General features: G+C 53.2%; 23 protein-coding genes and 1 pseudogene. 8 read left to right on the forward strand and 16 right to left on the reverse strand.

Features of this window, described 5'->3' with window-relative positions; translation table 11 throughout:
• Nucleotides 1–24 precede the first annotated feature (24 nt).
• Nucleotides 25–1,245, reverse strand: a complete 1,221-nt coding sequence (locus B1748_RS20510) for an amidase domain-containing protein (protein ID WP_256975793.1) — start codon at nt 1,243–1,245, stop codon at nt 25–27.
• A gap of 307 nt (nt 1,246–1,552) precedes the next feature.
• On the opposite strand from B1748_RS20510, the gene acnA reads away from it, so the two are divergent.
• Entirely contained in the window at nt 1,553–4,267 is a 2,715-nt protein-coding gene (gene acnA / locus B1748_RS20515) for an aconitate hydratase AcnA (protein ID WP_087569814.1), read from the forward strand.
• 70 nt (nt 4,268–4,337) lie between these two features.
• Here acnA and B1748_RS20520 read toward each other — a convergent pair whose 3' ends face one another.
• The gene (locus B1748_RS20520) at nt 4,338–5,081 is read right to left on the reverse strand and encodes an IclR family transcriptional regulator (protein ID WP_087569815.1); all 744 of its coding nucleotides are present in this window, start codon (nt 5,079–5,081) and stop codon (nt 4,338–4,340) included.
• A gap of 293 nt (nt 5,082–5,374) precedes the next feature.
• Between B1748_RS20520 and B1748_RS20525 the strand changes: the two genes are divergently transcribed.
• Nucleotides 5,375–6,466: an alpha/beta hydrolase gene (locus tag B1748_RS20525; protein WP_108994677.1), complete on the forward strand. Its 1,092-nt coding sequence runs from the start codon at nt 5,375–5,377 to the stop codon at nt 6,464–6,466.
• A gap of 72 nt (nt 6,467–6,538) precedes the next feature.
• On the opposite strand, the gene folE is transcribed toward B1748_RS20525, so the two are convergent.
• From folE to B1748_RS20560, 7 genes are all read right to left on the reverse strand, one after another.
• Complete coding sequence (gene folE, locus B1748_RS20530; protein ID WP_087569816.1) at nt 6,539–7,132, reverse strand: GTP cyclohydrolase I FolE; 594 nt, start codon at nt 7,130–7,132, stop codon at nt 6,539–6,541.
• A gap of 36 nt (nt 7,133–7,168) precedes the next feature.
• Complete coding sequence (locus B1748_RS20535) at nt 7,169–7,390, reverse strand: YneF family protein (protein WP_087569900.1); 222 nt, start codon at nt 7,388–7,390, stop codon at nt 7,169–7,171.
• A 152-nt stretch (nt 7,391–7,542) separates the two neighbouring features.
• Nucleotides 7,543–8,700, reverse strand: a complete 1,158-nt coding sequence (gene queG, locus B1748_RS20540) for a tRNA epoxyqueuosine(34) reductase QueG (RefSeq protein WP_373271292.1) — start codon at nt 8,698–8,700, stop codon at nt 7,543–7,545.
• A gap of 4 nt (nt 8,701–8,704) precedes the next feature.
• Nucleotides 8,705–9,139, reverse strand: coding sequence for a ribonuclease HI (rnhA, locus tag B1748_RS20545; RefSeq protein WP_087569817.1), 435 nt, complete (start codon nt 9,137–9,139; stop codon nt 8,705–8,707).
• A gap of 48 nt (nt 9,140–9,187) precedes the next feature.
• Nucleotides 9,188–9,718 (reverse strand): signal peptidase I, encoded by a 531-nt coding sequence (lepB, locus tag B1748_RS20550; protein WP_256975794.1) that lies wholly within the window; start codon nt 9,716–9,718, stop codon nt 9,188–9,190.
• On the reverse strand, nt 9,715–10,272 hold the full coding sequence (locus tag B1748_RS20555; RefSeq protein WP_087569819.1) for a DUF402 domain-containing protein: 558 nt from the start codon (nt 10,270–10,272) through the stop codon (nt 9,715–9,717). The genes lepB and B1748_RS20555 overlap by 4 nt, the downstream gene beginning before the upstream one ends.
• 134 nt (nt 10,273–10,406) lie before the next feature.
• Nucleotides 10,407–10,829, reverse strand: coding sequence for a GNAT family N-acetyltransferase (locus B1748_RS20560; RefSeq protein WP_087569820.1), 423 nt, complete (start codon nt 10,827–10,829; stop codon nt 10,407–10,409).
• A 363-nt stretch (nt 10,830–11,192) separates the two neighbouring features.
• On the opposite strand from B1748_RS20560, the gene B1748_RS20565 reads away from it, so the two are divergent.
• Nucleotides 11,193–11,804 carry a superoxide dismutase gene (locus B1748_RS20565; RefSeq protein ID WP_087569821.1) on the forward strand — a complete coding sequence of 204 codons (612 nt, stop codon included), beginning with the start codon at nt 11,193–11,195 and terminating at the stop codon, nt 11,802–11,804.
• 361 nt (nt 11,805–12,165) lie between these two features.
• Here B1748_RS20565 and B1748_RS20570 read toward each other — a convergent pair whose 3' ends face one another.
• Nucleotides 12,166–12,513 (reverse strand): hypothetical protein, encoded by a 348-nt coding sequence (locus tag B1748_RS20570; protein WP_143810348.1) that lies wholly within the window; start codon nt 12,511–12,513, stop codon nt 12,166–12,168.
• Between the two features lie 308 nt (nt 12,514–12,821).
• Between B1748_RS20570 and B1748_RS36930 the strand changes: the two genes are divergently transcribed.
• On the forward strand, nt 12,822–12,983 hold the full coding sequence (locus B1748_RS36930; protein WP_179215706.1) for a hypothetical protein: 162 nt from the start codon (nt 12,822–12,824) through the stop codon (nt 12,981–12,983).
• 327 nt (nt 12,984–13,310) lie between these two features.
• Here the strand turns inward: B1748_RS36930 and B1748_RS20575 are convergent, their stop codons facing one another.
• Complete coding sequence (locus B1748_RS20575; RefSeq protein ID WP_256975795.1) at nt 13,311–14,267, reverse strand: nucleoside hydrolase; 957 nt, start codon at nt 14,265–14,267, stop codon at nt 13,311–13,313.
• Nucleotides 14,268–14,411: 144 nt separating this feature from the next.
• Between B1748_RS20575 and B1748_RS20580 the strand changes: the two genes are divergently transcribed.
• Complete coding sequence (locus B1748_RS20580; RefSeq protein WP_179215707.1) at nt 14,412–15,236, forward strand: AraC family transcriptional regulator; 825 nt, start codon at nt 14,412–14,414, stop codon at nt 15,234–15,236.
• On the opposite strand, the pseudogene B1748_RS38075 reads toward B1748_RS20580, so the two are convergent.
• Nucleotides 15,146–15,346 (reverse strand): annotated as a pseudogene (locus B1748_RS38075) (hypothetical protein); the annotation flags it as partial. The gene B1748_RS20580 and the pseudogene B1748_RS38075 sit on opposite strands and share 91 nt — an antisense overlap.
• 114 nt (nt 15,347–15,460) lie before the next feature.
• On the opposite strand from B1748_RS38075, the gene B1748_RS37835 reads away from it, so the two are divergent.
• Nucleotides 15,461–16,636 (forward strand): hypothetical protein, encoded by a 1,176-nt coding sequence (locus B1748_RS37835; RefSeq protein WP_179215708.1) that lies wholly within the window; start codon nt 15,461–15,463, stop codon nt 16,634–16,636.
• A gap of 181 nt (nt 16,637–16,817) precedes the next feature.
• Here the strand turns inward: B1748_RS37835 and B1748_RS20600 are convergent, their stop codons facing one another.
• The 4 genes from B1748_RS20600 to galU all read right to left on the reverse strand — a co-directional run bounded on the left by B1748_RS20600 (nt 16,818) and on the right by galU (nt 21,495).
• The gene (locus B1748_RS20600; RefSeq protein ID WP_087569826.1) at nt 16,818–17,720 is read right to left on the reverse strand and encodes a Gfo/Idh/MocA family protein; all 903 of its coding nucleotides are present in this window, start codon (nt 17,718–17,720) and stop codon (nt 16,818–16,820) included.
• A 139-nt stretch (nt 17,721–17,859) separates the two neighbouring features.
• On the reverse strand, nt 17,860–18,975 hold the full coding sequence (locus tag B1748_RS20605; protein ID WP_256975796.1) for a S1C family serine protease: 1,116 nt from the start codon (nt 18,973–18,975) through the stop codon (nt 17,860–17,862).
• Between the two features lie 11 nt (nt 18,976–18,986).
• On the reverse strand, nt 18,987–20,276 hold the full coding sequence (locus tag B1748_RS20610) for an FxLYD domain-containing protein (RefSeq protein ID WP_087569828.1): 1,290 nt from the start codon (nt 20,274–20,276) through the stop codon (nt 18,987–18,989).
• Between the two features lie 337 nt (nt 20,277–20,613).
• The gene (galU, locus tag B1748_RS20615; protein ID WP_087569829.1) at nt 20,614–21,495 is read right to left on the reverse strand and encodes a UTP--glucose-1-phosphate uridylyltransferase GalU; all 882 of its coding nucleotides are present in this window, start codon (nt 21,493–21,495) and stop codon (nt 20,614–20,616) included.
• Nucleotides 21,496–21,751: 256 nt separating this feature from the next.
• Between galU and trxB the strand changes: the two genes are divergently transcribed.
• Together trxB and B1748_RS20625 are read left to right on the forward strand one after the other, a co-directional pair.
• Nucleotides 21,752–22,696: a thioredoxin-disulfide reductase gene (gene trxB / locus B1748_RS20620; protein ID WP_087569830.1), complete on the forward strand. Its 945-nt coding sequence runs from the start codon at nt 21,752–21,754 to the stop codon at nt 22,694–22,696.
• A gap of 397 nt (nt 22,697–23,093) precedes the next feature.
• Nucleotides 23,094–23,546 carry a Dps family protein gene (locus B1748_RS20625; RefSeq protein WP_087569831.1) on the forward strand — a complete coding sequence of 151 codons (453 nt, stop codon included), beginning with the start codon at nt 23,094–23,096 and terminating at the stop codon, nt 23,544–23,546.
• Nucleotides 23,547–23,599: the final 53 nt, after the last annotated feature.

Consider the following 23,599-nt stretch of genomic DNA (forward strand, 5'->3'; position numbering starts at 1 on the left):
CTGCGCTGCCATGCCGAATCAACATCAGATCATATCGGAGATATGGAAGAAACGATATCTTGTCGCAGGCGTCCAAGCATAAGAATCGCGATAATCCCAGTAACGGTGCCTGCTGGCGACCGTATTGGCGTTCACGAGCGGCTGGCCTGCGGAATCGAAGGCGGTGACGATGGTGCTGTGCTGGAATCTCCCGTCGCCATTCCAATCATAAGTAATGACGTCGCCGAGCCCGAGCTCGCCCGCCGATTGCACCATAATGGCGCGAAGTCCGGATTTGCGGGCGGCGCTCAAAAACGCCGTCATGGAATTGGCGACCGCCCAGCTGTAGCTCCACCACTCCTGGCCTTTGTTGCGGCCCTTGTACCACCATCCGCTGCCCCTTCTACCAGTATAGTCCATCGTTGCATTGCCTGCAAAGAGACATTGGGAAACGTAATTCGTGCAATTCACCTCGAACAGCTCATAAGCCGGGTTGCCTTCGTTCCACCAACGATCAGCATAGGCGGCAGCCAAATCCCTCCTGTAACGAATAGCTGCAGACCGGAGTTTGAAACCCGGCATTAGGTCATAATTTAAGTAAGGCATTGACGGCGCGATCGCCGCGGCGTCAGGAGCTGATTCCTGCTCCTCTTGCCATTCATGAACGGATGCCCCGTACTTGGGACGGCGTTCGGCAATGACGGGTTCGATCTGCATGACTTGCCATCCCCCGTCCGCAAGCCTTAGCCAGAGACGTTCGATTTCATAACGCTCTTCCATGTAGAATAATCCCGACTGTTCCATTCTGCGCTTTACGTGCAGGCGCAGCAGGACGGACACTTCGCCGGCAGACTCGTTCACTCGGATCAACTCGGCTTTCGTCTCGCTGCCCGCGGGAAGAACGCCGCGGAACAGATCCCGCTCGCGAAGCCTCTGCAGCCGTTTGCCGAATCGTTCGCCGTGAACGGGATCGAGTACGTAATCCGTCAGGACCCGCGCATGCTGATCCGTCTCCGCTTGATTGTACAAGCGGACATAACGCTGAATCGCCGCCTTCCAGTCCTTCTTTCCCTCATGCGGCTGAGAGACAAGTCCGGAGGACTGCAAAAGCGAGCTGAGCTTCGCTTTCTCCGGGGCATTGGCCATCCGCTCGGGCGCCGGCTCTGAGCGCGGCCGCCGACTCGGAGTTCCGGCTGTCGGCGACGTTTTCGCGACGCGCTTCTGCCGCCCGCCGGCGGCACCGATTCGGCTGCTTGGTTTGGACATCGTAATCCCTCCTGGCTATCAATCAATATCCATGAACAAGGTGAAACGGGCTGTCGCCGTCCTTTGAAGGTGCAGCGCGTTTCGTTCCGACACCGAACGCGCTTGCAAGAAGGGAGTCACCGTCCTTGCGAGACGCGCATAGAACAACTGGTTCATTATATGACGGAGCCCGCGAAATCATGTGAATTGTGGTCATAATTGGACTTTACGATGCCCTGTTTTAAAGCTATACTAGAGGCATAAGGTTTTTGAAATCGTGTTTCACAGAATGAAACAACGATCATTTTTTTAGAAGAGGAGAATAATGATGTCCAAACAAAATCAATATTCTGTTCGCACGACACTGGAATCGGGCGGCAAATCTTATGCCTACTACCGTCTAGGCGGTCTGGATGAGCAAGGCTTGGGCGACATTTCCAAGCTTCCGTTTTCCATCAAAGTTTTGCTGGAGGCAGCCGTTCGTCAATTCGACGGCCGCGGCATTACTCCCGAACATGTTAAGCAATTGGCCAACTGGGCAAACGGTCGCGAAGACAAGGAAATTCCTTTCATTCCCGCCCGTATCGTTCTTCAGGACTTCACGGGCGTACCGGTCGTCGTCGACCTTGCGGCAATGCGCGACACCGTCAAAAAAGCCGGCGGAGATCCGAAAAACATTAACCCGCTCGTGCCGGTCGATCTCGTAATCGACCACTCCATCATGGTAGACGCCTTCGGCAGCCCTCAAGCGCTTGAGTACAACACAAAAGTCGAATTCGAACGCAACGAAGAGAGATACCGCTTCCTGCGCTGGGCGCAGACGGCATTCGATAACTTCCGCGCCGTTCCTCCGGGCACGGGCATCGTTCACCAGGTTAACCTGGAATACCTTGCTTCCGTAGCGGCTACAAAGACGGTTGACGGCGAGACGGTCGTTTATCCGGATTCCCTGGTCGGCACGGATTCCCATACGACAATGATCAATGGTCTCGGCGTTGTGGGCTGGGGCGTTGGCGGCATCGAGGCGGAAGCCGGCATGCTGGGTCAACCGCTGTACTTCGTTATGCCGGAGGTTATCGGCTTTAAGCTGACGGGCAGCCTGGCCGAAGGTTCCACGGCTACCGACCTTGCTCTGACCGTTACCCAGATCCTCCGCAAAAAAGGCGTTGTCGGCAAGTTCGTCGAGTTCTTCGGACCCGGCCTCTCCAACATCAGCCTGGCGGACCGCGCTACCGTTGCCAACATGGCTCCGGAATACGGCGCTACGATCGGCTTCTTCCCTGTCGATGGCGAGACGCTGGACTTCATGCGCCAAACAGGCCGCAAAGAAGAGCAAATCGCGTTGGTAGAAGCTTACTACAAAGCACAGGACATGTTCCGTACGGACGAGACTCCCGACCCTGTGTTCACCGACGTAATCGAGCTGGATCTGTCTTCGATCGTTCCTTCCCTTGCTGGACCGAAGCGTCCTCAGGACCGCGTCGAGCTGACTTCGATGAAGGAAGCTTTCAATGATATTATCCGTACTCCGATCGATAAAGGCGGCTACGGCCTGTCCGACGAAAAGATCGCTGAGCAGGTTCCGGTACAGCACAATGATGGCGTTCAGTCCAAAATGGGCACTGGCGCGGTCGTGATCGCCGCGATCACAAGCTGTACGAATACATCCAACCCTAGCGTTATGCTCGGCGCGGGTCTCGTCGCGAAAAAAGCCGTCGAGCGCGGCCTTACGAAACCTGCCTACGTAAAGAGCTCCCTGACTCCAGGCTCTCTGGTTGTAACGGAGTACCTGAAAAAAGCCAATCTGCTGGACTCGCTCGAAGCGCTTGGCTTCCACGTTGCCGGCTACGGCTGCGCGACTTGCATCGGCAACTCCGGCCCGCTTCCTGACGAAGTAAGCAAGGCCATTGCCGACAACGATATGACGGTGGCTGCCGTATTGTCCGGCAACCGTAACTTCGAAGGCCGCGTCCATGCGCAAGTAAAAGCCAATTACCTGGCTTCGCCGCCGCTTGTCGTTGCTTACGCGCTTGCAGGCACGGTTAATATCGATCTTACGAACGATCCGATCGGTCACGACCAAGATGGTCAACCGGTGTACCTCAAGGACATCTGGCCAACGAACGCCGAGATCAAAGACGCTGTCGCAACGGCGCTGAATCCGCAAATGTTCAACGACAAATACGAGAACGTATTTACGCAGAACGAGCGTTGGAACGCCATCGACGTGCCGGAAGGCGAAAGCTACGAGTGGGATGCGAAGTCGACATACATCCAGAACCCGCCGTTCTTCGAGAACCTGGGCTCCGAACTTTCCGATATCTCCGATATCCATTCGGCTAGCGTGCTTGCGCTCATGGGCGATTCCGTTACGACGGACCATATCTCCCCTGCGGGCAACATTACGGTTAACAGCCCGGGCGGCAAATATTTGATCGACAACGGCGTAGAGCGCAAGGACTTCAACTCCTACGGCTCCCGTCGCGGCAACCATGAAGTCATGATGCGCGGCACGTTCGCCAACATCCGGATTCGTAACCAAGTGGCTCCGGGCACGGAGGGCGGCGTAACGACTTACCTGCCGACCGGCGAAGTCATGTCGATCTACGATGCATCCATGAAGTATCAAGCCGAAGGCAAAAACCTTGTCGTTATCGCAGGCAAGGAATACGGAACGGGCAGCTCCCGCGACTGGGCAGCCAAAGGCACTTACCTCCTGGGCGTGAAAGCTGTCATCGCCGAAAGCTTCGAGCGGATTCACCGCTCCAACCTGGTCGGCATGGGCGTTCTCCCGCTGCAATTCCAGGAAGGCAATGGCTGGAGTACGCTTGGCATTACGGGTCGCGAAACGTTCGACATCGTCGGCCTGTCCAACGATGTTAAGCCTGGCGAAACCGTAACCGTCAAAGCTACCCGCGAAGACGGCACTACGTTCGAATTCCCAGCGATCGTTCGTCTGGACTCCCTTGTGGACGTGGACTACTACCGTAACGGAGGCATCCTCCAAACGGTGCTTCGCCAAATGATCGCGAACATGAACTAAGAAATAGAGATTAAACAAAAAGAACCTCACAACACTATTTGGTGTGTGGGGTTCTTTTTTCATCCCGCGCTTACTTGCTCATCGTCCCCATCCGCTTTGCCGATTCTTGGATGACCGGAGCATATCCGCGCATCGTCTTTAGCGTCATGCGGCTGGAGGGCCCGGAAACGGATAACGCCGCAGACAGATTGCCGGATCGATCAAAGATGGGAGCCGATAGCGCCGCGGCGCCGGCTTCGCGTTCCTCGAAGCTTGTCGCATAACCCAGCTCCGTCACCTCTGTCAGATTCCTCGAGTACTGCTCCTTATCAAAAGAATCCGGCCACTCCAGCGATTCGAGGATACTGTTCCTTACCGACTCCTCGGAAAAGGCAATCAGCACCTTGCTTGACGCGCCGGCATAGAGCGGCAGCCTGACGCCAATCGGCGCCACGCGGCGCACAGCCTGGTTGCTCTGTACTGCTTGTATGCGAATCCGCTCCGAGCCGTCCCGTACGTAGATACTGACAGTCTCGCCCAACTGATCGCGCAGACGCACCATTTCCGGCAGCCAGATTGTTGCCTGGTCGTCGGAGCCCGACAAGTTGGCCGACAGCTCCCACATCCGCAATCCCAGATGGTAGCGGTCCGTCGAACGGTCGCGCTCGATAAAACCCTTCTCTTCGAGGGTAGCGAGCATCCGATGCACGGTACTTTTGTGCAAGCCGACATGTTCCGCAATCTCCGTCATTGCCCAATCGGTTCGATGCGTAAAGCACAACAATATATCCAACGCGCGGTCAACGGCTCGCACGGTCGATTTCCCATCCTCCACGAACACGCACCTCCTCTATTTATAATATATATATCCCCATTAAGTTTCAACGAATGAAACCGAATTCCATAATGATTGAAATCTATTCTCATTAGTATACATGAATCGCTCCATGGACGTAAAGATCATTGAATCATTACAAAATGATTACAGTCTATTAACATCCCCCTAACAATGCCTCGACATGAATTGACAGGCCGCCCGTATAGGACTACGATTAAAGTACTATACAATTAATAGCGCTTACATCGTCTTCATAACATAATCGCTTTTTGCAGAAGGAGGGCATGACGATGAACGCAACGATCGGAACTCCGCAGCCGCTTGAGAGCGTTGGACTAAGCGCCGTCCCTCAAGCCTTGCCCCTTCCACCCTTTCTAAAAACCAGTCTTGCTGTAGCCCAGCGGCGCAAGCATAAATGGATTGCAACGATTGCAGCTATAATTGCCATGTTTTTTATCGCGATAGTCATTTTCCATGGTTATGTAGCGTGGATGCTGGCTTATCCTTATGTTGCCCCGCTTGCCTCCAATCCCAAGGAAGCGATCGGCATCGATTACGAGGAAGTTATATACCCGAGCCATAGCGGCGAGACGACCGTCAGCGGCTGGTATCTTCCCGCTCCGGCAGTAGATGGTTCTAGCGATTTTTCGAAACGTACCGTCGTCTTTAGTCACGGATACGGCGCGAACCGCGAGGAGAGCTGGGTGCCCATGTACGATCTCGCCAAGCTGCTCCACGATCTAAGCTACAATGTCCTGTTATTCGATTACGGCTATGCCTCCAAACAATACAAGGCTCCCGCTACAGGAGGCCGGGAGGAATCGCAGCAACTGCTGGCTTCCGTCAACTACGCGCGTTCCCGCGGCGCGGAGGATATCGTCGTATGGGGATTCTCCATGGGTGCGGGCACGGCGCTCCAGACGGCGCTCGTAACGGACGAAATCGACGCGATGATTCTGGATAGTCTGTTCGTCCCGAGCTCGGAAGCGCTGTTCGATAATTTGAACCAGTTCGTGGAGCTTCCGAGATTCCCGTCGCTCCCTCTCATCGAGACGATGATTCCGCTCTGGACCGGTACGGACTTCGGATCCATTCCGGCGGAGGAAGTTGTAGCGCATCCCTACGATATGCCCATCTACATCATACACGGGACAAAGGACGCCAAGGCGTCTTACGAGACGGCGCAAGCGATCTCGGCGAACCAAAAAAATGCGATGTCCCGATCCTGGATTGTGGAGGATGGACAACACGAAATGATCTTCCGGAAGCATCCTACAGAATACATCGGCCGAGCCGCGATGTTCCTCAGCCAGGTCGATTCTGTCATCGCGGCGGAGCATGAAGGCGAGCCCGCTGTCCAAGTCGCGGCTGTTGAACAATAGAAAAGGAGCAAGGAGCATGCCCTGGTAAATGCAGGCAGCTTCCTTGCTCCTTTCTTAAGTTCCTTCAAGAGGTTATTGCTTCAGCAATGCTAGAAATTCCGAGCGCAGCGGCGAGCTTGTTCTGAATTCGCCTCGAACGGCAGAGGTTACCGTCTTGCTGCCAGGCTTCTTTACGCCTCTGGAGCACATGCAGAGATGTTCCCCCTCCACGACGACCATCACGCCATGGGGAGAAAGTTCTTGCTCCAGAATATCGGCGATCTGCGTCGTAACTCGCTCCTGCACTTGAAGCTTTCGCGTAATCGCATCGACCAGACGCGCCAGCTTGCTAAGTCCCGCGATCTTGCCGCTGGGAATATAGCCGATATGAGCCTTCCCGAAGAAAGGCGCCATATGGTGCTCGCATAGGCTGTAATAGACGATGTCTCTGACGATGACCAGCTCTTCGTGCTGCTCGTCGAATGACACGCCGAGCACTTCGCGGGGATCGACATCGTAGCCCGCGAAAATTTCCTCATACATCCGTGTAACCCGCGCCGGCGTTTCTAGAAGTCCTTCCCGCTCGACATCCTCGCCGATCAGCTTTAGAATTTCCTTCACATGATGTTCGATTTGCTCCCGGTTGCTTGCCACTTTCGAATTGACGTAATCCTTCCGTCCCGCCATTCGCCACCGCTCCTTCCGCTCACTGCCGGTCCCCCGTTATTTGCGGGGAAACTTTTGATTTTTCATCATATTTTGAGCTTTCGACATTTGTTGTTTGTTTAGATTGTAGCCCATTTGCTTCGCCATCTTCTGAATCATCGCAGGATCGTTTTGCATACGCTCGATCTGTCTGCGAAGATAGAAAACGCCGATAAGAAATCCGCCAACCGCTCCGAGAATCAAAGTAACGATCGGGATTACGATATTGTACCATTCCATGCCGTTCACCTGCACCTTTCCATATTTCGATAACACTTACAAAGCTGACATCCATGTATCATAGCATGTCCAAGCCCTGCGGCGCAATGAATTCGCGCAAGGTAAAACGGTTGTATAGTCCCCTGGCAGCCCAGCGCGTATAATTAGGCGAATTACGCGCGTTCTCGCTCCCGAATCGCCCCTATTGCCGCTTCGATCGAAGCAATGGCTTCCTCGTCCCGTTCCCTCATCGAAGCCTGTTCCAGAGCTTCTGCCGCGGCCTCGCCGCCGATCCGGCCAAGCGACCAGGCAGCCGTCCCGCGCAGCACCGGCCTGGGATCATCGTGGAGTACACGAATAAGGTCCGGTACGGCACTTGCTTCCTTAAAGTTGCCAAGCGCGATGACCGCGTTGCGCTGAATCGGCTTCCGTCCGCGCCAAGCGGAGGAGGTATGACCGTAACGCTCCTTGAACTCCTTGTTCCCCATCGTCAACAGAGGAATGAGAAGCGGCTTGGCGAGCTCGTTATCCGGCTGCAGCTCGGGCTGATTGGTCCAGTTTTTGCCCCGGTTGACGGGACATACGATCTGGCATGTATCGCAGCCGTATAGACGATTCCCGATCTTGCGCATAAATTCGTCCGCCACCATTCCCTTCGTCTGGGTGACGTAAGAGATGCAGCGCTGAGCGTTCAGTTGGCCCGGAGCGACGATCGCCCCGGTGGGACAGGCGTCGATACACTTCGTGCAAGAGCCGCAGCCTTCCGTTACGGGCTCGTCGGGGGGCAGCGGAAGATTGGTAATCATCTCGCCCAGATAAATCCAGGAGCCCAGCTCGGGGGATATAATCGAGCAGTTTTTGGCGCTCCAGCCAAGCCCTGCCCGCTCGGCAACTGCCCGATCCGACAGCTCTCCTGTATCCACCATGCTTTCGACACGCACGTCCGGAACGCGCTCCCTCAGCCATTGCTCGAGCCTCGCCAGACGGTCGCGCAATATTTTGTGGTAGTCCTCGCCCCATGCTGACCTGGACATGATGCCTCTCCTGGCGCCGGGTTCCGACTTCGGCGGGTCGATCAGCTTGGATGGGTACGCAACCGCTATCGCTATAATGCTTTGGGGTCGGTCGAAAATCAGCGACGGGTTCGTGCGTTTCTCGATATCTTGCTCCTCGAAGCCGGATTCATAGCCGAGCTCGCGATGCCGAATGAGGCGTTGCTTGAGCGTTACGAATGGGTCCGACGATGCGACGCCAATCGCATCGATTCCCAAACTTTGCGCAGCCTCTTTCATCTCGTCTTTCAACGCTTGCCACTCGTCTGTCATCGCCATCGGCTTATAACCGTTTGATCGCTTCGCGCGCCAGCTCGTCGCAGCGATTGTTCCATTCATTGTCGCTATGGCCTTTCACCTTTACATACTCCACCTTGTGCTTGCCCATCAGCTCCCACAGCTGCTTCCACAGATCCTGATTTTCCACGGGCTCCTTCTTGCTGTTCTTCCAGCCGTTGCGCAGCCAGCCATGAATCCAGCCCTTTTGGAAGCAATTAACGACATAGGCAGAATCGCTGTACACTTTGACCGTGCAAGGCTCCTTAAGCAGCGCGAGCCCTTCGATCACGGCCTGGATTTCCATCCGGTTATTCGTCGTCGCCTTCTCCCCGCCGGAAATCTCCTTTTTGTGCGCACCGTAAAACAATACGGCTCCCCAGCCGCCGGGGCCCGGATTGCCCGAACAGGCTCCGTCTGTATAGATCATGACATCTTTCAATGGTAACCCCCCATTCTTTCTAGCATAGGTCTTGATAAATCCTGACTTTTACAACAGCCTCAACTGCGGGATTGGCCATACTATCGCTTCCGCCCGGCCTATGATTAGTTCTCTCGGTACGGCATGGAACGTTCGGCTATCCAGGCTCGCCCGCTCATGTCGATTATCCCCCATGACGAAAAAATGCCCTTGCTGGATAACTTCTGGTCCGTAGTTCATACCTTCGATAGGCGAATCCGTATATGGCTCGTCCACCAGCTCGCCGTTAATATACAACTGCTGCCCCGCTATCTCGACTCGGTCGCCCGGCATGCCGACGATTCGCTTTACGAGATATCGCAACTTGCCCTCCGATCCCGACGGATCCTTCAGCACGATGACATCGCCCCGGCCTGGACTCCCCAGCAAATAGCCTATTTTGTTAACGAACAGCCACTCGTCCTGTGCCAGCGTAGGCTCCATGGAGCGGCCATCCACGGTTGAGAGGTTAAATACGAAATAATGTAATAACAATACAAGTCCTAATGATAAAAGTATCGTCTTTAGCCAATCCATCATCTCGCGTCGCAGCGTCTTCATTGTTCGGCTTCTCCGAACCTCGTCAGCCATTCCTCGTAGTAACGTATCACCACGTCGTCCTGAAACGGCTCACGACTGCTTTCAATCCGCGACAACAGAGCATTCAGCCCTTCGCGCACCTTATCCTCGACTTGTCTTGGATAATGGTACAACTGCTTGTGCTGTTCGTATTCGTCCTGATCGACGATATAACGGCTTCCGTCGGCCGTTCTAATGACATCAAGATCATAGTCGATATACGTCAATACGCCGCCCTGCAAATAAGGAGGGGATGCCACGTTGCAATAATAGCGCACCCCGCTTGTCTCCAGCAGCGCAACGACATTAAACCACTCGCCGGGGATGAAGAAGGACACGGCCGGTACTCTGCTGATCCACTGCTTGCCGTCGGATTCCTGGATGGGAGTCTGCCTGTTAATGAGCACGATCATCGATTCGGCCCGATGCCCGGGTGCGAGCGCATCGTCCGGCACAAGCCAATTCTGCTGCCAGAGCCGATGGATTTGACCATTGTGTTTGAAGCTTTTGATCACGCATCGTTCATATCTTTCCATGCTGTTCATGCTCCTTGCTAATGGTAGTTCGAACGCGCATATATAGTAATAAGAAAAGCATATCCGAGCGCCAATTGCAACGGCGATGCTGGATATGCCCCTAATATACCGTCCTTGAAGGACTAACTCTCTATTTACCCGGCAACAATGCTAAGCTTCTGGAACGCATGGAAGAAATCCGACGTTTCGTACCCCATCGATTCATACAGAGGCAGTACAGGCTCATTATGTTCGTCAGCCGTAATAAGGATCTTGCTGACGCCACGCTGTTCGAATCGTCCGCGCAAGCCCGTTACAAGGGCCTTGCCGATGCCGATCCGTTGATGCTCGGGGGAAACTGCGATGCGATAATAATACCCTTTGTTATTGTCGATCGTGCCGATAATCATGCCCACGATCTCTGATTCTTTGACAGCGACAAGCACTAATTCGCTATCCCATGACAATTGGCGAGCAAATGCTTCCATCGTTTGCTCATAACATTCCTCGGTAAGCACTTCCTCAAGCAATGCAGTAAGTGGTTTGTAATCGGATAATTGGAAGGAACGAACGTTCATACCTTAACACCTTCTATACCTTGTCATAGTCGAGTACTTGTCTATCATACGACGAATTCCGCCAAAATCACACTAAAAAATTTAAAATTCTTAAAAAAATCTATATAAATCGCCCATTTTCTACTGAAAACGCTTAATATTAAGCGCTTACACGATTTATTGCTTATGCAATTTTCATTTTTTCCATAATTATGCGCTTCTTTTGCATAAATCAAGGAAGCTATGGGAAATCTACAGGTTGATGTCGGCGGGAAAGTCGCGTTCAAGCATTTGACTTTTTCAACAACGATGTTGATTTATTCATTCCGATAGAGGATAATGGGAATGATTACACACTACATACCATTTAGGAGGACCTTATCAATGGCACATCAACTTCCTGCTTTGCCTTACGCGCACAACGCTTTGGAACCGCACATTGACGCAACGACAATGGAAATCCATCACGGACGTCACCATAACGCTTATGTAACGAACCTGAACGCTGCACTGGAGTCCGCTCCCGAGCTGCAAGAGAAATCGATCGAAGATTTGATCGCTGATCTTGCAAGCGTACCTGAGTCGATCCGTACGGCTGTCCGCAACAATGGCGGTGGACATGCTAACCACAGCCTGTTCTGGGAAACAATCGGACCGAACGCGGGCGGCGCTCCTTCTGGTGCTCTTGCAGCGGCTATCGAGAGCGAGCTGGGCGGCTTCGACACGTTCAAAGCTGACTTCGCTAAAGCTGCAGCTACTCGTTTCGGCAGCGGCTGGGCGTTCCTGGCAGTAGCTAACGGCAAGCTGAAAGTATACAGCCTGCCTAACCAAGACAGCCCGATCATGGAAGGCGAAACGCCAATCCTCGGCCTGGACGTTTGGGAGCACGCTTACTACCTGAACTACCAAAACAAACGCCCTGACTACATCGCAGCGTTCTGGAACGTTGTGAATTGGGACGAAGTGGGCAAACGTTACGAAGCAGCGGTTAAGTAATATCCGCTTGGACTATACAAAAAACGTCAACCTTCCGGATCACCGGCGGTTGACGTTTTTTTGTGGGCGCCCACGCCTGCCTGCGCCCCATTGTACTCGCTTTTTCATACACATTCGCACGTCTATGCCCGCCAACGCCCCATTGTACTCGCTTTTTCATACACATTCGCTCGTCCATGCCCGCCTGCGGCCCATTATACTCGCTTTTTCATACACATTCGCTCGTCCATGCCCGCCTGCGCCCCATTGTACTCGCTTTTTCATACACATTCGCTCGTCCATGCCCGCCTGCGCCCCATTGTACTCGCTTTTTCATACACATTCACTCGTCCACTTCCGTCATAATTTCACTGAAGATTACCTAATCACTGGCTGCTAAATGTTTAATCTCACGAACATCAAGAATTACATCCTTTTTGCTGAGAATTTGTGGTTTAGTCAAAACCACTCTTACACTGTCTCCTATCTTGTAATCATCATGTTTTAATTCATTCCCTTGTATATCTTTGAACATAATTTCACTATCGATTTTTATCGCACAATAGTATCCTATATCGTCACCTGGTCCATCATCAATCGGACAACTCACATAAAACTTTTCATCTTCAATTTTGAAAATAGAAGTATCGAAATATTCAATCTTTTCTTTGCCACACCCTGCTAAAATTACACTCAAAGCAATTAGAAACGTGCAGATTTTTTTATTCATGTTATCCTCCTTTGAACTTTTTACAAATATACTTACGCATCTTATTATACACATTCCCTCAGGTATATATTTCCATGTTAAACCAGCGCTCTTCTTACGGCTATACATGACCGTCTCGATATCTGGCTCATGGGATGTGAATGCGGCAAACACCTCGGCTTCGATAAACAGAAACAAATTCATCTCCACGTTATGTTTCAAATTTGACAAACAAGGTTAATGAATGAACAAGCAGCCGATCACCTAGCCGCACAGTCGGTAGCAACTCCCATCGACGCTGCAAATCTATGGAAAGAGGTGCTTTCGAAATGAGTACAACGAATACTTCTTACCGAACAGGTGAATACGCGGAACGGGAAGGCGATTACATCTGTGAGGCGGGACGCCGTCTTACGCTGAAAGAAGGCGACAAGTTCCCTTATTGTCCCATTACAGGTCTCGATACGAACTGGTACTACGCCGAATCATAACAAACAGCCTTCTAAGTGAGAACAAATAAGAATATCCACAGCGGAGAAATGGCAGTCCCAAAAGCAGTTTTATTCGCTTGATGAGACAGCTCACTTCATGAAAGAAACAGCAAAAACAAAGAAATGGCGGTGCTCGGGTTCAATCCCTGCACCGCCATTTCTGCCTTTTGATCCATTGATGCTTTCTTGAGTGAACTGGTTTTCTGTACCGATCTGCACATTGAAGCCAGGTATAAATATTCACACTAAGCAGCATGTAAAAGCGCCTACCCAACTAAACAGCGAACACGCCAACTCCTTTTTGGCCATATGCCGCTGTCGAAAACTTTAACGTGTGCCTTGCGCATGCTCCTCCAGCTTGTGGAACAAATCCTTGAAAATCGCGTCCCGATTGACCCCATTGGCGCAGCGAATGAAATGACGGCCGCGATCCACGCTCCAGGTCACCTGATCCGTCAGCAACGGACTATGCACAAAATCGGTCGGGACATACGAAGGATCCAGCAAGTACGCGACAGCCGACAAATCCCAAATAACCCGGGAATATCCAAAATGATCGCTGCTGCAGCCTTCATAGCGTTCCGCCAGAAAATCACCAATTTCCCCTCTGCCTCGCACATAACGCTCGATCTCCGGCAAACTTGTAATCAGATGAGAAGCAACGCCGGCGCATGGAATGAGGACGGACGGTACGCCGCTGTCCAGAATGACCCGCGCCGCATGTATATCTTGAACCAAATTGAATTCTTTCGTATCCCTCCATGAGAGCGCGTGACCACCGAGCCAAATGACAACGATTTTGCGAATAATGGAAGGTTCCAGCAAAATCGCCGACGCAACATTCGTGATTGCGCCGATCGCGGCGACGTATAGCGGTTCGTCATCGGGCATCGCGAGCGCTTTGGCAACGAGATCGCGCGCCGCCGGGCTGTCGACGGGCGTATGCGCGCCGGGCAAATAGCTTTCCGAGCCGCGAAATACGATCCCCTCTCTCATACGCTGCAGCCTGGTCAAAATGTGTACGATTTCGTCATAGCTTTTTTCCATCCCGTCTTTGGGTCCGTTGGATAGATCGTTAAAGAAAGGAGCGGCATAGACCGCCTCCAGCCGTAGTCGTTCCGGGGACAGAAGCGCATGGGAAAGTGCGAACTGGTCGTCAATCTCGTTGAAAGTGTCGGTGTCGAGCACCATGCGAATGATTCCGTCGCGGGGTTTCAAGCGTTCCATCCGAAAGTTCTCATCAAGCTCTGGATACATAATAGGCGCCGCCTTCTTGTTGGTCATTGACCGGACCTCCCTAAAATTATATGATTTGGTTTAATGATTTTATTTTCAACCCAATTGTACAGAAAATTAAGGAATTATGGTTACACCATCCGGCTAATTTATTACATAATTCGGCTATATTCCAAGGAGAGGACGAATGAGTTGAGCGCTCGCACAGACTTCATCTTTCAAGCTTGGCACGAGGCCGGAACATCGGTTTCCATGCACCGGCATCGCTGTTATGAAATTGTTTATTACCGGCAAGGCAGAGGGTCAACCCGCATCGGCCGGGCTGAATACGTCTATGAGCCCGGAAGCTACGCTGTCGTACCTCCCGACACGCTTCACGACGAGATTCGCCGCGAGGCTACGGAAGTGCTGTGCGCCGGCTTCCGGCTGATCGATTCCGAGTTTCCGTCTTCCGTTCGGGAAGGGTTATATAACGATGATGACGACTGCACAATTGGCAAGCTGCTGCTCGCGATGCAGCACGAAATCACAGCCAAGCCGCCGCTTTATGCGATTAGGCTTAATCTCTGTATAAGCGAGCTTCTCGTTGCCCACTTTCGTCTTTGGGGCGTAGCCGAACGGGACAAACAGGATCGGCCGCTCTATTTTGCCCGCAACTATATGGACGAGCATTATCAAGAGCGGATCGATATCGCCAGCTTGGCGCGCATGTCGGGCTATAGCTACGATAGATTCCGTCATCTGTTCAAGTTGGCCTACGGTGTATCCCCGTTGAATTATGTATTGGAGCGACGAATCGACTTGGCGAAAAAACAGTTGGAGCAGACCGAAGTTACGGTATCCTCCATTGCCGCCGGCTGCGGCTTCTCGACCACCGCGCAGTTCTGTACGTTGTTCAAGCGGGAGGCAGGATTGAGCCCACTGATTTATCGAAAAATATCGAGAATGGCTGACTTCAAATCGTCTGAACATGCAAGTATGTCTTCGCGCCCTGTGGACGGCGGGGATGCTTTGTAGTCAAAGATTTTGTTCAGCATCCGAACAATTATCGCCACCGACTCATTGCGGCTGGCTTTATCATCAGGCTTGAACTGATTGCCGCCAGTACCGCTGACGATGCCCGCGTTATATAGAGGATGGAGCTACGGACCAATCTCCGGAATTCGCACGGAATAGGCGAAAGTGCATATGATACTTTATGATATTCGCCTAATTCGTTCAGATCGAGATCGGAGGTCAACATGACAGACATAAGCTCAAGCATCAACACCAAGGATCAACATAATAAAATGAGCATCCGCTACGCGTCAACCAGAGGTTGTGGCTGCGGGGGCAGCATTCGCAGCAGCGAACGAAGCTTGCTGCCCCTTCTATTGCCTGGACTGGGACTGGGAGGTTCAGGTCCTTGGGGACCCGGATCAGGACCTTGGGGACCCGGACACGGACCTTGGGGACCCGGACCAGGACCTTGGGGGCCAGGGCACGGACCTTGGGGACCCGGACACGGACCTTGGGGACCCGGACACGGACCTTGGGGACCCGGACACGGACCTTGGGGACCCGGACACGGACCTTGGGGGCCCGGACACGGACCTTGGGGACCCGGACACGGACCTTGGGGGCCGGGGCACGGACCTGGCGGCGGACCGGGGCACGGACCTGGCGGCGGACCGGGGCACGGACCTGGCGGCGGACCGGGGGGACGCCTGCAGTTCCCTTTTGATGCTACATTAAATGAGCATGATTCCGACAATGAACCGAACATGTACGACACCCATCAGACCACTCGCCCCCCTCATGGTTCTGGCGGTTCCGGACACGGGACGGGGCATGGCTCTGGGCACGGGCCAAGTCACGGCTCAGGCCATGGGCAAGGACATGGATCCGGACACGGGCCGGGGCACGGTCATGAATCCGGACACGGCCATGGACCCGGGCACGGTCATGGACCTGGACACGGCCATGGACCGGGGCATGGACATGGACCAGGACACGGACACGGGCCTGGCTGGCATGGTCCTGGGCTGGGACCATGGGGCGGACCGGGCTTTTGGCCGCCAGTCCCCCTTCCGATTCCTCTCCCCATTCCTGTTCCGGTATCGGGTCCAGGACCGGCAATTACCTCTGCGCCTCAAGCCTTCGTAACGGTTGTCATCAATGGCGGGGCCGCGTTTCCGGGAGTGACAAACAGCTTCACGATTCCATATCGGCAAGGACTTACGATCGGAAGAGCGCTTGCTTCGACAGGCTCTGTCGGCTTCTCCGCAGACGACCAGATCGTCAGCATCGGCGGAGTTCCGATAAGCGGCAATGTCGGTTATCAGATCAAGCTGAACGGACGAACCGTACCGGCAACATTATTAAATTACACGATTCAGCCTTCCGATACCGTTACATTAGAGCTTTACGCATTATAAGCCGCCGTCCCGGCTGCTAACCTCTTATCCTGCGAGTCATCTTCCGCCAAGCAATTACGGTCATTACACCAAACAGACGCCCCATCCTCCCAGTCAGGGTAGGATAGAGCGTCTGTTTTTTCAATGCCTAATCGCTAGGGCAGTTGAAGTTGATCCCGACATGCTAACCGCGTGTCCCCTCTTAAAGCTTCACCGACAACCCGCTAGCTCTGCTCTCTTCCGCCGCCTCAAGAAACCGGATGATCTCCACCGTCTCCGAAATCTCAACCGCGGGTTTCCTTGTTTGCAAGAAAGGGATGACCTGCTCCAGCAAGCTGGCGTAAAAAGGTTTTGGCGCGGAACCGACCTGGACATAAACCGTCTCATCGCGGCGATGAATATGCGCACCGAACTCGTCATTGCCATTGAGATTGCCGCGCACCGTACCGATTCTCCCATCCCGCCATCTGCCTTTGATCAGCTCGAACTCTACCGTAGTTTCCACCGTTACTTCCTCGCAGCCAGGACCAAGGATGGCGTACAGCATCTCTGCTGCATGAATACCATACCAAAAGTAATGAGACTGCGTTGCCTGAATATGCAGCGGACCAAAAGCTTCCGCTCCCGAGATTGAGGCCGCCGCTTCTCGACCAAGCTCCGCGCTAAGCGCGTCTGCGTACCGCAGCGAAGAAGAGCTCATGATCGGAACGCCGTTAACGTCGGCGATTAAAGCGATTTCCTTGGCTTCGGATGTCGTTAACGCCAATGGTTTATCAATGAATACCGGCTTGCCGTACTTCGCGATGGCCCGGAATTGCTCCAGATGGACCCGTCCGTCGGCCGACTCCAGCATAATCGCGTCGCACTCTTCCGCCACCTCTTCCAGAGAATCTGCAATACGTACGCCGTATTGCTCTCGCAGCTCCCCCGTATATCCCGCTACCCGATTGAAGCTGAGCGGGAAGTCCGGAGATCCTCCCGGATACGCGGCGACAACTCGTCCGCCGGTCACATGATAGGGATGCGTTGCGTCATGCAACAGCTTGGTGAATATGGACACGTGAGAGGTATCGAGACCAATCATACCGATTCGAAGATTATTCATACGTTTATGTTAACTCCTTCCCCCATATACGGCCTGAATATCGCCATCGCCCAATGATCGCTCGGCACGTCGGGCCAGAGAGGATCAGCATGAACATTTGGCTCTACGCCAAGCAACGCGTTGATCATAACCAAAATCATTATTTGCGTATCGCCTTGCCTTTGCCGGAGATCAGCTTAAGCTGGTCGTTTTCGTAGCCGATCCGATAGCTGACTTGATATTTGCTCAGTGCGTACTTGCCGTCCTTGCGTTCGTCGACGGATAAAATCGCCGTTACAGTCGCTTCGTTGTCCTCTGGAGAAGAGACGTGCATATCGTCAATGACGACGTTACGAGTTGTCAAATATCCCTCGCGGAATTTGACATAGCTCGTCCCTTCCTTCCATCCTTCTCCAAGCAACGAATAAGCATACACGTAATCGCGATTGTTCAGACTGTCGTAATAATGTTTCACCAAATATTCCGCCATCTGATCCAGAGAAACATCTTGTTCTTTCTCATCGTGCGTCTCCACAACCTTCAGATTGGGAAGCCTGTCCATCGGCTGCCTGGACCATCCCTCTGCCATCGACAATACGTTCGAGATCGGTATGCTAAAGCCGATGCCTTCATCCTCCAGGCCCGCCGAATTAATCCCTAGCACGGCGCCGGTATTCATGTCGACAAGCGGACCTCCGCTGTTGCCGCGGGCGATTGGAGCGGAGATTTGATACAAATCCTTGTACGTGTACGGCGCGATCTGGAAGCTTCGTCCGACGCCGCTTATAATGCCTGTCGTGACCGTGTTCTGGAAGCCCAGCGGGCTTCCGATCGCCATGACATCATCGCCGACTTCCCCGCGCTCATATCGCATCATGGACAGCGGCTGGGTGCCGACAAGCTCCCTCACCCGCACAACCGCCACATCCGTTTCGGTGCTGATTCCGATCACCTCTCCATCGAGATCGCGCGCATCAGCCGTCTTCACTCGCACATGCCTGACTCCTTCCACGACATGGGCGTTCGTAATGAGATCTCCCTCGAGATTGTATAGAAAGCCGGAGCCCTGCAAGCCCGTTTCCGTCTCGATCATGACAACCATCTTCTGCGTTTCAAAAATAATATCCTTTAGCGACTTCTTTACTTCGCCTACGGCGATAAGCGGAGTGCCGTTTAATTGACCCGGCACTTGCTCGTTTACCGCGTAACCCGCAGCAGCGCCTCCCGCCAGAATAAGAAGGGAGCCGATGAGCGCAATCCGCCATTTGATTCCCATATCCATGCTCCTTAATCCAAATACCAAGTCTTATTATCGATAACGGCAACGACATCCCCTTCATAAATGCCGCTCACTGTCGCCGTAAATGTCATCTCTTCGCCCGGTTCGATATATTCCGGCGTTGCGCTCGCCGTTCCGCTTCCCAGCACTTCACCGGTTGAACTCTTAACGGAATAAGTAATTTCGACGCCGTAAATCGGTCTTGTCGCTTTGTTTCTGAGCTTGCCGACAACCGAAAGGTCGCCGAATTCATCCAACGAATGATCAATGCTTATAACCTCGATCGCGTCCGTCTGATTAATCAAATCTTCCTCCGCCGCGTTTTCCATCGCCTGCTGAATTCGAAGCTGCTCCGCTTGCTCATAAGCATGTTTCTCTTGCTTGACGCGCTCCTTAAGAGCTAGCAGCTCCACATCCTCCTTTGCCCAAGTCAACGCTTTGTCGCAGGCTGACAATGCACCGGAGAAGTTTTTTCGCTGGAGCAAATACTCCGTTTCGGCAATCGTTATTTTCCGTATACTGTTCAGGATAAGAGCGCGAAGCTCCTCCGCCTCCTGCCCGATCAAGCCGTTCACGACGTTCAACATTTCTCCGTGCTCCTCGATCGTCGTCAAGGTGGTCAGATCGCCTGCCAGCTCCAGCAGTGTAAGCTCCATGGAAAAGCCGTCCGCCTTCTCCTTAAGCTTGTCGTAGATAGGCTCCTTGTGTCCGTTCAGCTCGGACTTCAGATGCTCGAGCTCGCTCAGGGCAACCTCCGCATCGCCTTTGTCCAGCCTTTGCCGAATTTCAACGGACAGTCGCTCGAGCTCCGCCGCATGATGAACCGTTTCGTTATCGTCGATAATCGCGCGAAAATCCGGCCGGGCTTTTATCGCTTGCTCGAGCAGCGCGATCGCCTCGTCGTACTGGCCGCCCAAGGCTGCCGCCCTTGCTTCGACCTGCAGCCGCAGCACGTCTTCGTTCGTTTTCAGTTCATGCTTGTAGAACAGGAAAAGCCCCGACGCAACGACAAGAACCAGCGCCGCGAGTCCGAAGAAGACGGGCCAGAGCGTCTCGCGCTTTCGTACGGCTTGCGTTCCTTCAATCGTCTCGACGTCTCCCGGGAACTTCGTCTCTTTCGTATCGATCCGATTCCCGTCCGCTATTTCCAGCGATGCCACACTCTCCTGCTCCGCCAATCCGACCGCGCCGTGATCCCCTTGCTCCGCTTGAATCGTTATGGCATGAAGCCTTCTCCCGCATTGGCTGCAGAACCTTGCATCCCTTGCGTAGCTTCTTATACATTGATGGCAATACAAGTAAGTCATCTCCCAGCCCAGTAACTCTCTCTATCTCTCTATTCTAGCTCAAACAGTAAAAAATCACCATTTCAAAATAGTGGCAGGCTTTCGACTCAGCGTTCTCCCTGCAGCCTGCCTCAACAAGGCGAAACGGCTGCGGCTTCCTTTGGCGACGGGACGCGTTCTGTTTAGTTTTTTTGCAAAAAGACAGCCGACGCGGCGCTGAGCCATGAGCGACTGTCTCTTTAAGTGCGAGTTCAAAACTTCTATAGCTTAGAGGCCGCAGCCTGTAACGAGTCTTCGAGAAAGACACTGTACAAACAGTCTTTTTCTCTTAGCAGTCGACCGAGCCGTTTTAAGATTCCTTCGGCAAGCCCAGACTCTCCAGCATATAACGCCTCACGTCCGCGGACAAATCATCCCGCTCCAAAGCGAAATCGATCGTCGCTTGCACGAAGCCCAGCTTGTCGCCGACATCGTGCCTGCGGCCATCGAAGCGGAATGCGGTCAGCGAAGACAATCGGTTCAGCTCTTGCAAACTGTCGGTCAATTGAATTTCTCCCCCTTTGCCAGGCTTCGCGGCTTCCAGCAAGCCAAAGATGGACGGATGCAGCACGTAACGTCCCACTACCGCATAATTGGATGGCGCTTGACCTGGCGCCGGCTTCTCGATAATATTTTTAACCCTGGCTACTCGGCTCCCTTGCTCGATGTCCACGATACCGTATTTATGAGTCTGATCCCAGGGCACTTCCATAACCGCTACAACGGATGATTGCTCCTGCTCGTAAATTTCGATCATTTGCTTCAGGCAAGGCGGGTTCGAGGTCAAAATGTCGTCGCCGAGCAGTACCGCAAACGGTTCGTCCGCGACGAACCTGCGAGCGCACAATACGGCATGCCCAAGCCCGAGCGGCTCCTTTTGCCTGACATAATAAATATCCGCGAGCTGCGAAATTTCTTTGACGATGGCAAGCATCGTCTCGTTATTGCGCGCTTCCAGCTCCGCCTCCAGCTCGAATGACTTGTCGAAGTGATCCTCGATCGCACGCTTGTGCCGGCCGCTTACGATGACGATGCTGTCGATCCCGGAACGAACGGCTTCCTCTACAATGTATTGAATGGCCGGCTTGTCGATCAGCGGCAGCATCTCTTTGGGCTGCGCTTTCGTTGCCGGCAGGAACCGCGTGCCGAGTCCTCCCGCAGGTATGACGGCTTTCCGGATTGATGTACTCATACGCAATTCGCTGCTCCTCTCTTAAAGACGGTTGCGACTGGCAATCAACGTCTTATTCTCTGTCTCCATCATACTCGTTTTGAGGTGAAATCGCCAATCCGAAGCCGTGAATTCTGACGGCTCGATCCATTCTATCGCAGGTAAGATGAAGGTTAGATGAACTGTATTGACTTATGTTACAGTTTGTAATAATTTTAAGGTAACACTTGCGCAAAAACGCGCGAAAAGAGAGAACATCATACTGGAGGTAACGATTATGCACAAAACCATTATTATCGGAACAGGTCCTGCAGGCTTGACGGCGGCCATCTATCTCGCCCGCGCCAACATGGAGCCCCTCGTCATCGAGGGCTGGCAGCCTGGCGGCCAGTTGACGACAACAACGGAGGTCGAAAACTTTCCTGGTTTCCCGGATGGCATCCTCGGAAGCGAGTTAATGGACAATATGCGAAAACAAGCGCAGAAGTTCGGCGCTACGTTCAAGATGGGCTCCGTCAAGAGCGTCGACTTCGGCAAGCGGCCTTACACGCTTGAAGTAGAAGGACTTGGGCAGCTGCAAGCAGAATCCATCATTATCTCGACAGGCGCGTCCGCCAAGTATCTCGGCATTCCCGGAGAGCAGGATAATATCGGTCGCGGCGTCAGCACTTGCGCCACTTGCGACGGATTCTTCTTCCGCGGCAAAAAGCTGATCGTCATCGGCGGCGGCGATTCCGCCATGGAGGAAGCAAGCTTCTTGACCCGCTTCGCCACCGAGGTTCGCGTCGTAAACCGTCGCGAAGAGCTGCGCGCTTCGAAAATCATGCAGGATCGCGCCCGCTCCAACGAAAAGGTAGCCTGGAGCCTGAACCGTACGCCGCTGGAAGTCGTAGCCGGCGAGAACGGACTGCAAGGCCTGAAGGTCCGTAACAACGAGACCGGCGAAGAAGAGCTGCTGGAAGCGGACGGCGTATTTGTCGCCATCGGCCATACGCCGAATACAGGCTTCCTTGGCGGACAGATCGAGACGGATGCTCAAGGCTACATTTTGGTGAAGCCGGGCACTTCCGCAACGAATATTCCCGGCGTGTTTGCTTGCGGCGACGTGCAGGATACCACCTATCGCCAAGCGATCACGGCCGCTGGCAGCGGTTGTATGGCCGCTTTGGACTGCGAACGTTACCTCGAAGCGCAGGCCCACGAAGCTGCGGCGCTCGTTTAATTTTCGGATTCGCGTCGGCTCGGACTTATCCAGGGAAGGATGCAACCTCTGCTTTAATGCGGAGGTTGTATCCTTTTTTTCGTGCTCGTACAACCACCCTTCCACACATTCGCTCGTCCCCGCCTGCCAGCGCGCTAGCGAATGCAAATAACGATCAAAGCCTTGACATCCCGCCCCTAATTTGTAATAATTATAAATAAGGAATTGATCTAATTATAATATCCAATCTCTTGCAGCCTCAATGCATACAGCCGATCACAGAAGAGCAAACTAGTCGTTGGATTGAAATGAAATGTTTTCCTATTGCAGCATATCCAAGGAAACAAGGTTTCACTGCCGCTATTCCGGTTTACTTATATGAAATAACCAATCTCAACAATCGAAAGGATGAAAAAACATGACTACCAAAACAACAAAAACCGTCCAACAACATCTCAATCGGCAGATCGCCAACTGGAGCGTTCTCTATATTAAGCTTCACAACTACCACTGGTACGTAAAAGGCTCGCAGTTCTTCACGCTCCACGCGAAGTTCCAGGAGTTCTACGAGGAGGCGGCGCTGCATGTCGACGAGATCGCGGAACGTCTCCTAGCGGTGAAAGGCAAGCCAATCGCGACAATGAGCGAGTACCTGGAGGAATCTACCGTTAAGGAAGCCAGCGGCAAAGAATCCGCTGAAGGAATGGTCGACCAACTCATCAAGGACTTCTCGACGGTTATCGACGAGCTTAAGGAAGGTATGGAGGCTGCACAGGAAGCCGGCGACGAAACAACGGCCGATATGCTCCTCGCCATCCATACTTCACTGGAGAAACATGTATGGATGCTGAACGCGTTTAATGGCAAATAAGAGCGAGAAGGTAAACGAGCTGAGCCCCTACTCTCTGGTGGTGCAGCTCGTTT

This window comes from Paenibacillus sp. MY03 (assembly GCF_002165585.1).
Classification (GTDB): Bacteria; Bacillota; Bacilli; order Paenibacillales; family Paenibacillaceae; genus Pristimantibacillus; species Pristimantibacillus agaridevorans.

Bases quoted from the DNA above. Each gene is read 5' to 3' on its own strand.
- B1748_RS20570 (WP_143810348.1), bottom strand. From the start codon at position 12,513: ATGAATAAAAAAATCTGCACGTTTCTAATTGCTTTGAGTGTAATTTTA.
- trxB (WP_087569830.1), top strand. From the start codon at position 21,752: ATGCACAAAACCATTATTATCGGAACAGGTCCTGCAGGCTTGACGGCG.
- galU (WP_087569829.1), bottom strand. From the start codon at position 21,495: ATGAGTACATCAATCCGGAAAGCCGTCATACCTGCGGGAGGACTCGGC.
- B1748_RS20535 (WP_087569900.1), bottom strand. From the start codon at position 7,390: ATGGAATGGTACAATATCGTAATCCCGATCGTTACTTTGATTCTCGGA.
- B1748_RS20565 (WP_087569821.1), top strand. From the start codon at position 11,193: ATGGCACATCAACTTCCTGCTTTGCCTTACGCGCACAACGCTTTGGAA.
- lepB (WP_256975794.1), bottom strand. From the start codon at position 9,718: ATGAAGACGCTGCGACGCGAGATGATGGATTGGCTAAAGACGATACTT.
- B1748_RS20625 (WP_087569831.1), top strand. From the start codon at position 23,094: ATGACTACCAAAACAACAAAAACCGTCCAACAACATCTCAATCGGCAG.
- folE (WP_087569816.1), bottom strand. From the start codon at position 7,132: ATGGCGGGACGGAAGGATTACGTCAATTCGAAAGTGGCAAGCAACCGG.
- B1748_RS20510 (WP_256975793.1), bottom strand. From the start codon at position 1,245: ATGTCCAAACCAAGCAGCCGAATCGGTGCCGCCGGCGGGCGGCAGAAG.
- B1748_RS20525 (WP_108994677.1), top strand. From the start codon at position 5,375: ATGAACGCAACGATCGGAACTCCGCAGCCGCTTGAGAGCGTTGGACTA.
- B1748_RS20560 (WP_087569820.1), bottom strand. From the start codon at position 10,829: ATGAACGTTCGTTCCTTCCAATTATCCGATTACAAACCACTTACTGCA.
- acnA (WP_087569814.1), top strand. From the start codon at position 1,553: ATGTCCAAACAAAATCAATATTCTGTTCGCACGACACTGGAATCGGGC.
- B1748_RS37835 (WP_179215708.1), top strand. From the start codon at position 15,461: ATGACAGACATAAGCTCAAGCATCAACACCAAGGATCAACATAATAAA.
- B1748_RS20575 (WP_256975795.1), bottom strand. From the start codon at position 14,267: ATGACCAACAAGAAGGCGGCGCCTATTATGTATCCAGAGCTTGATGAG.
- B1748_RS20605 (WP_256975796.1), bottom strand. From the start codon at position 18,975: ATGGGAATCAAATGGCGGATTGCGCTCATCGGCTCCCTTCTTATTCTG.
- queG (WP_373271292.1), bottom strand. From the start codon at position 8,700: ATGGCGATGACAGACGAGTGGCAAGCGTTGAAAGACGAGATGAAAGAG.
- B1748_RS20600 (WP_087569826.1), bottom strand. From the start codon at position 17,720: ATGAATAATCTTCGAATCGGTATGATTGGTCTCGATACCTCTCACGTG.
- B1748_RS20555 (WP_087569819.1), bottom strand. From the start codon at position 10,272: ATGGAAAGATATGAACGATGCGTGATCAAAAGCTTCAAACACAATGGT.
- B1748_RS36930 (WP_179215706.1), top strand. From the start codon at position 12,822: ATGAGTACAACGAATACTTCTTACCGAACAGGTGAATACGCGGAACGG.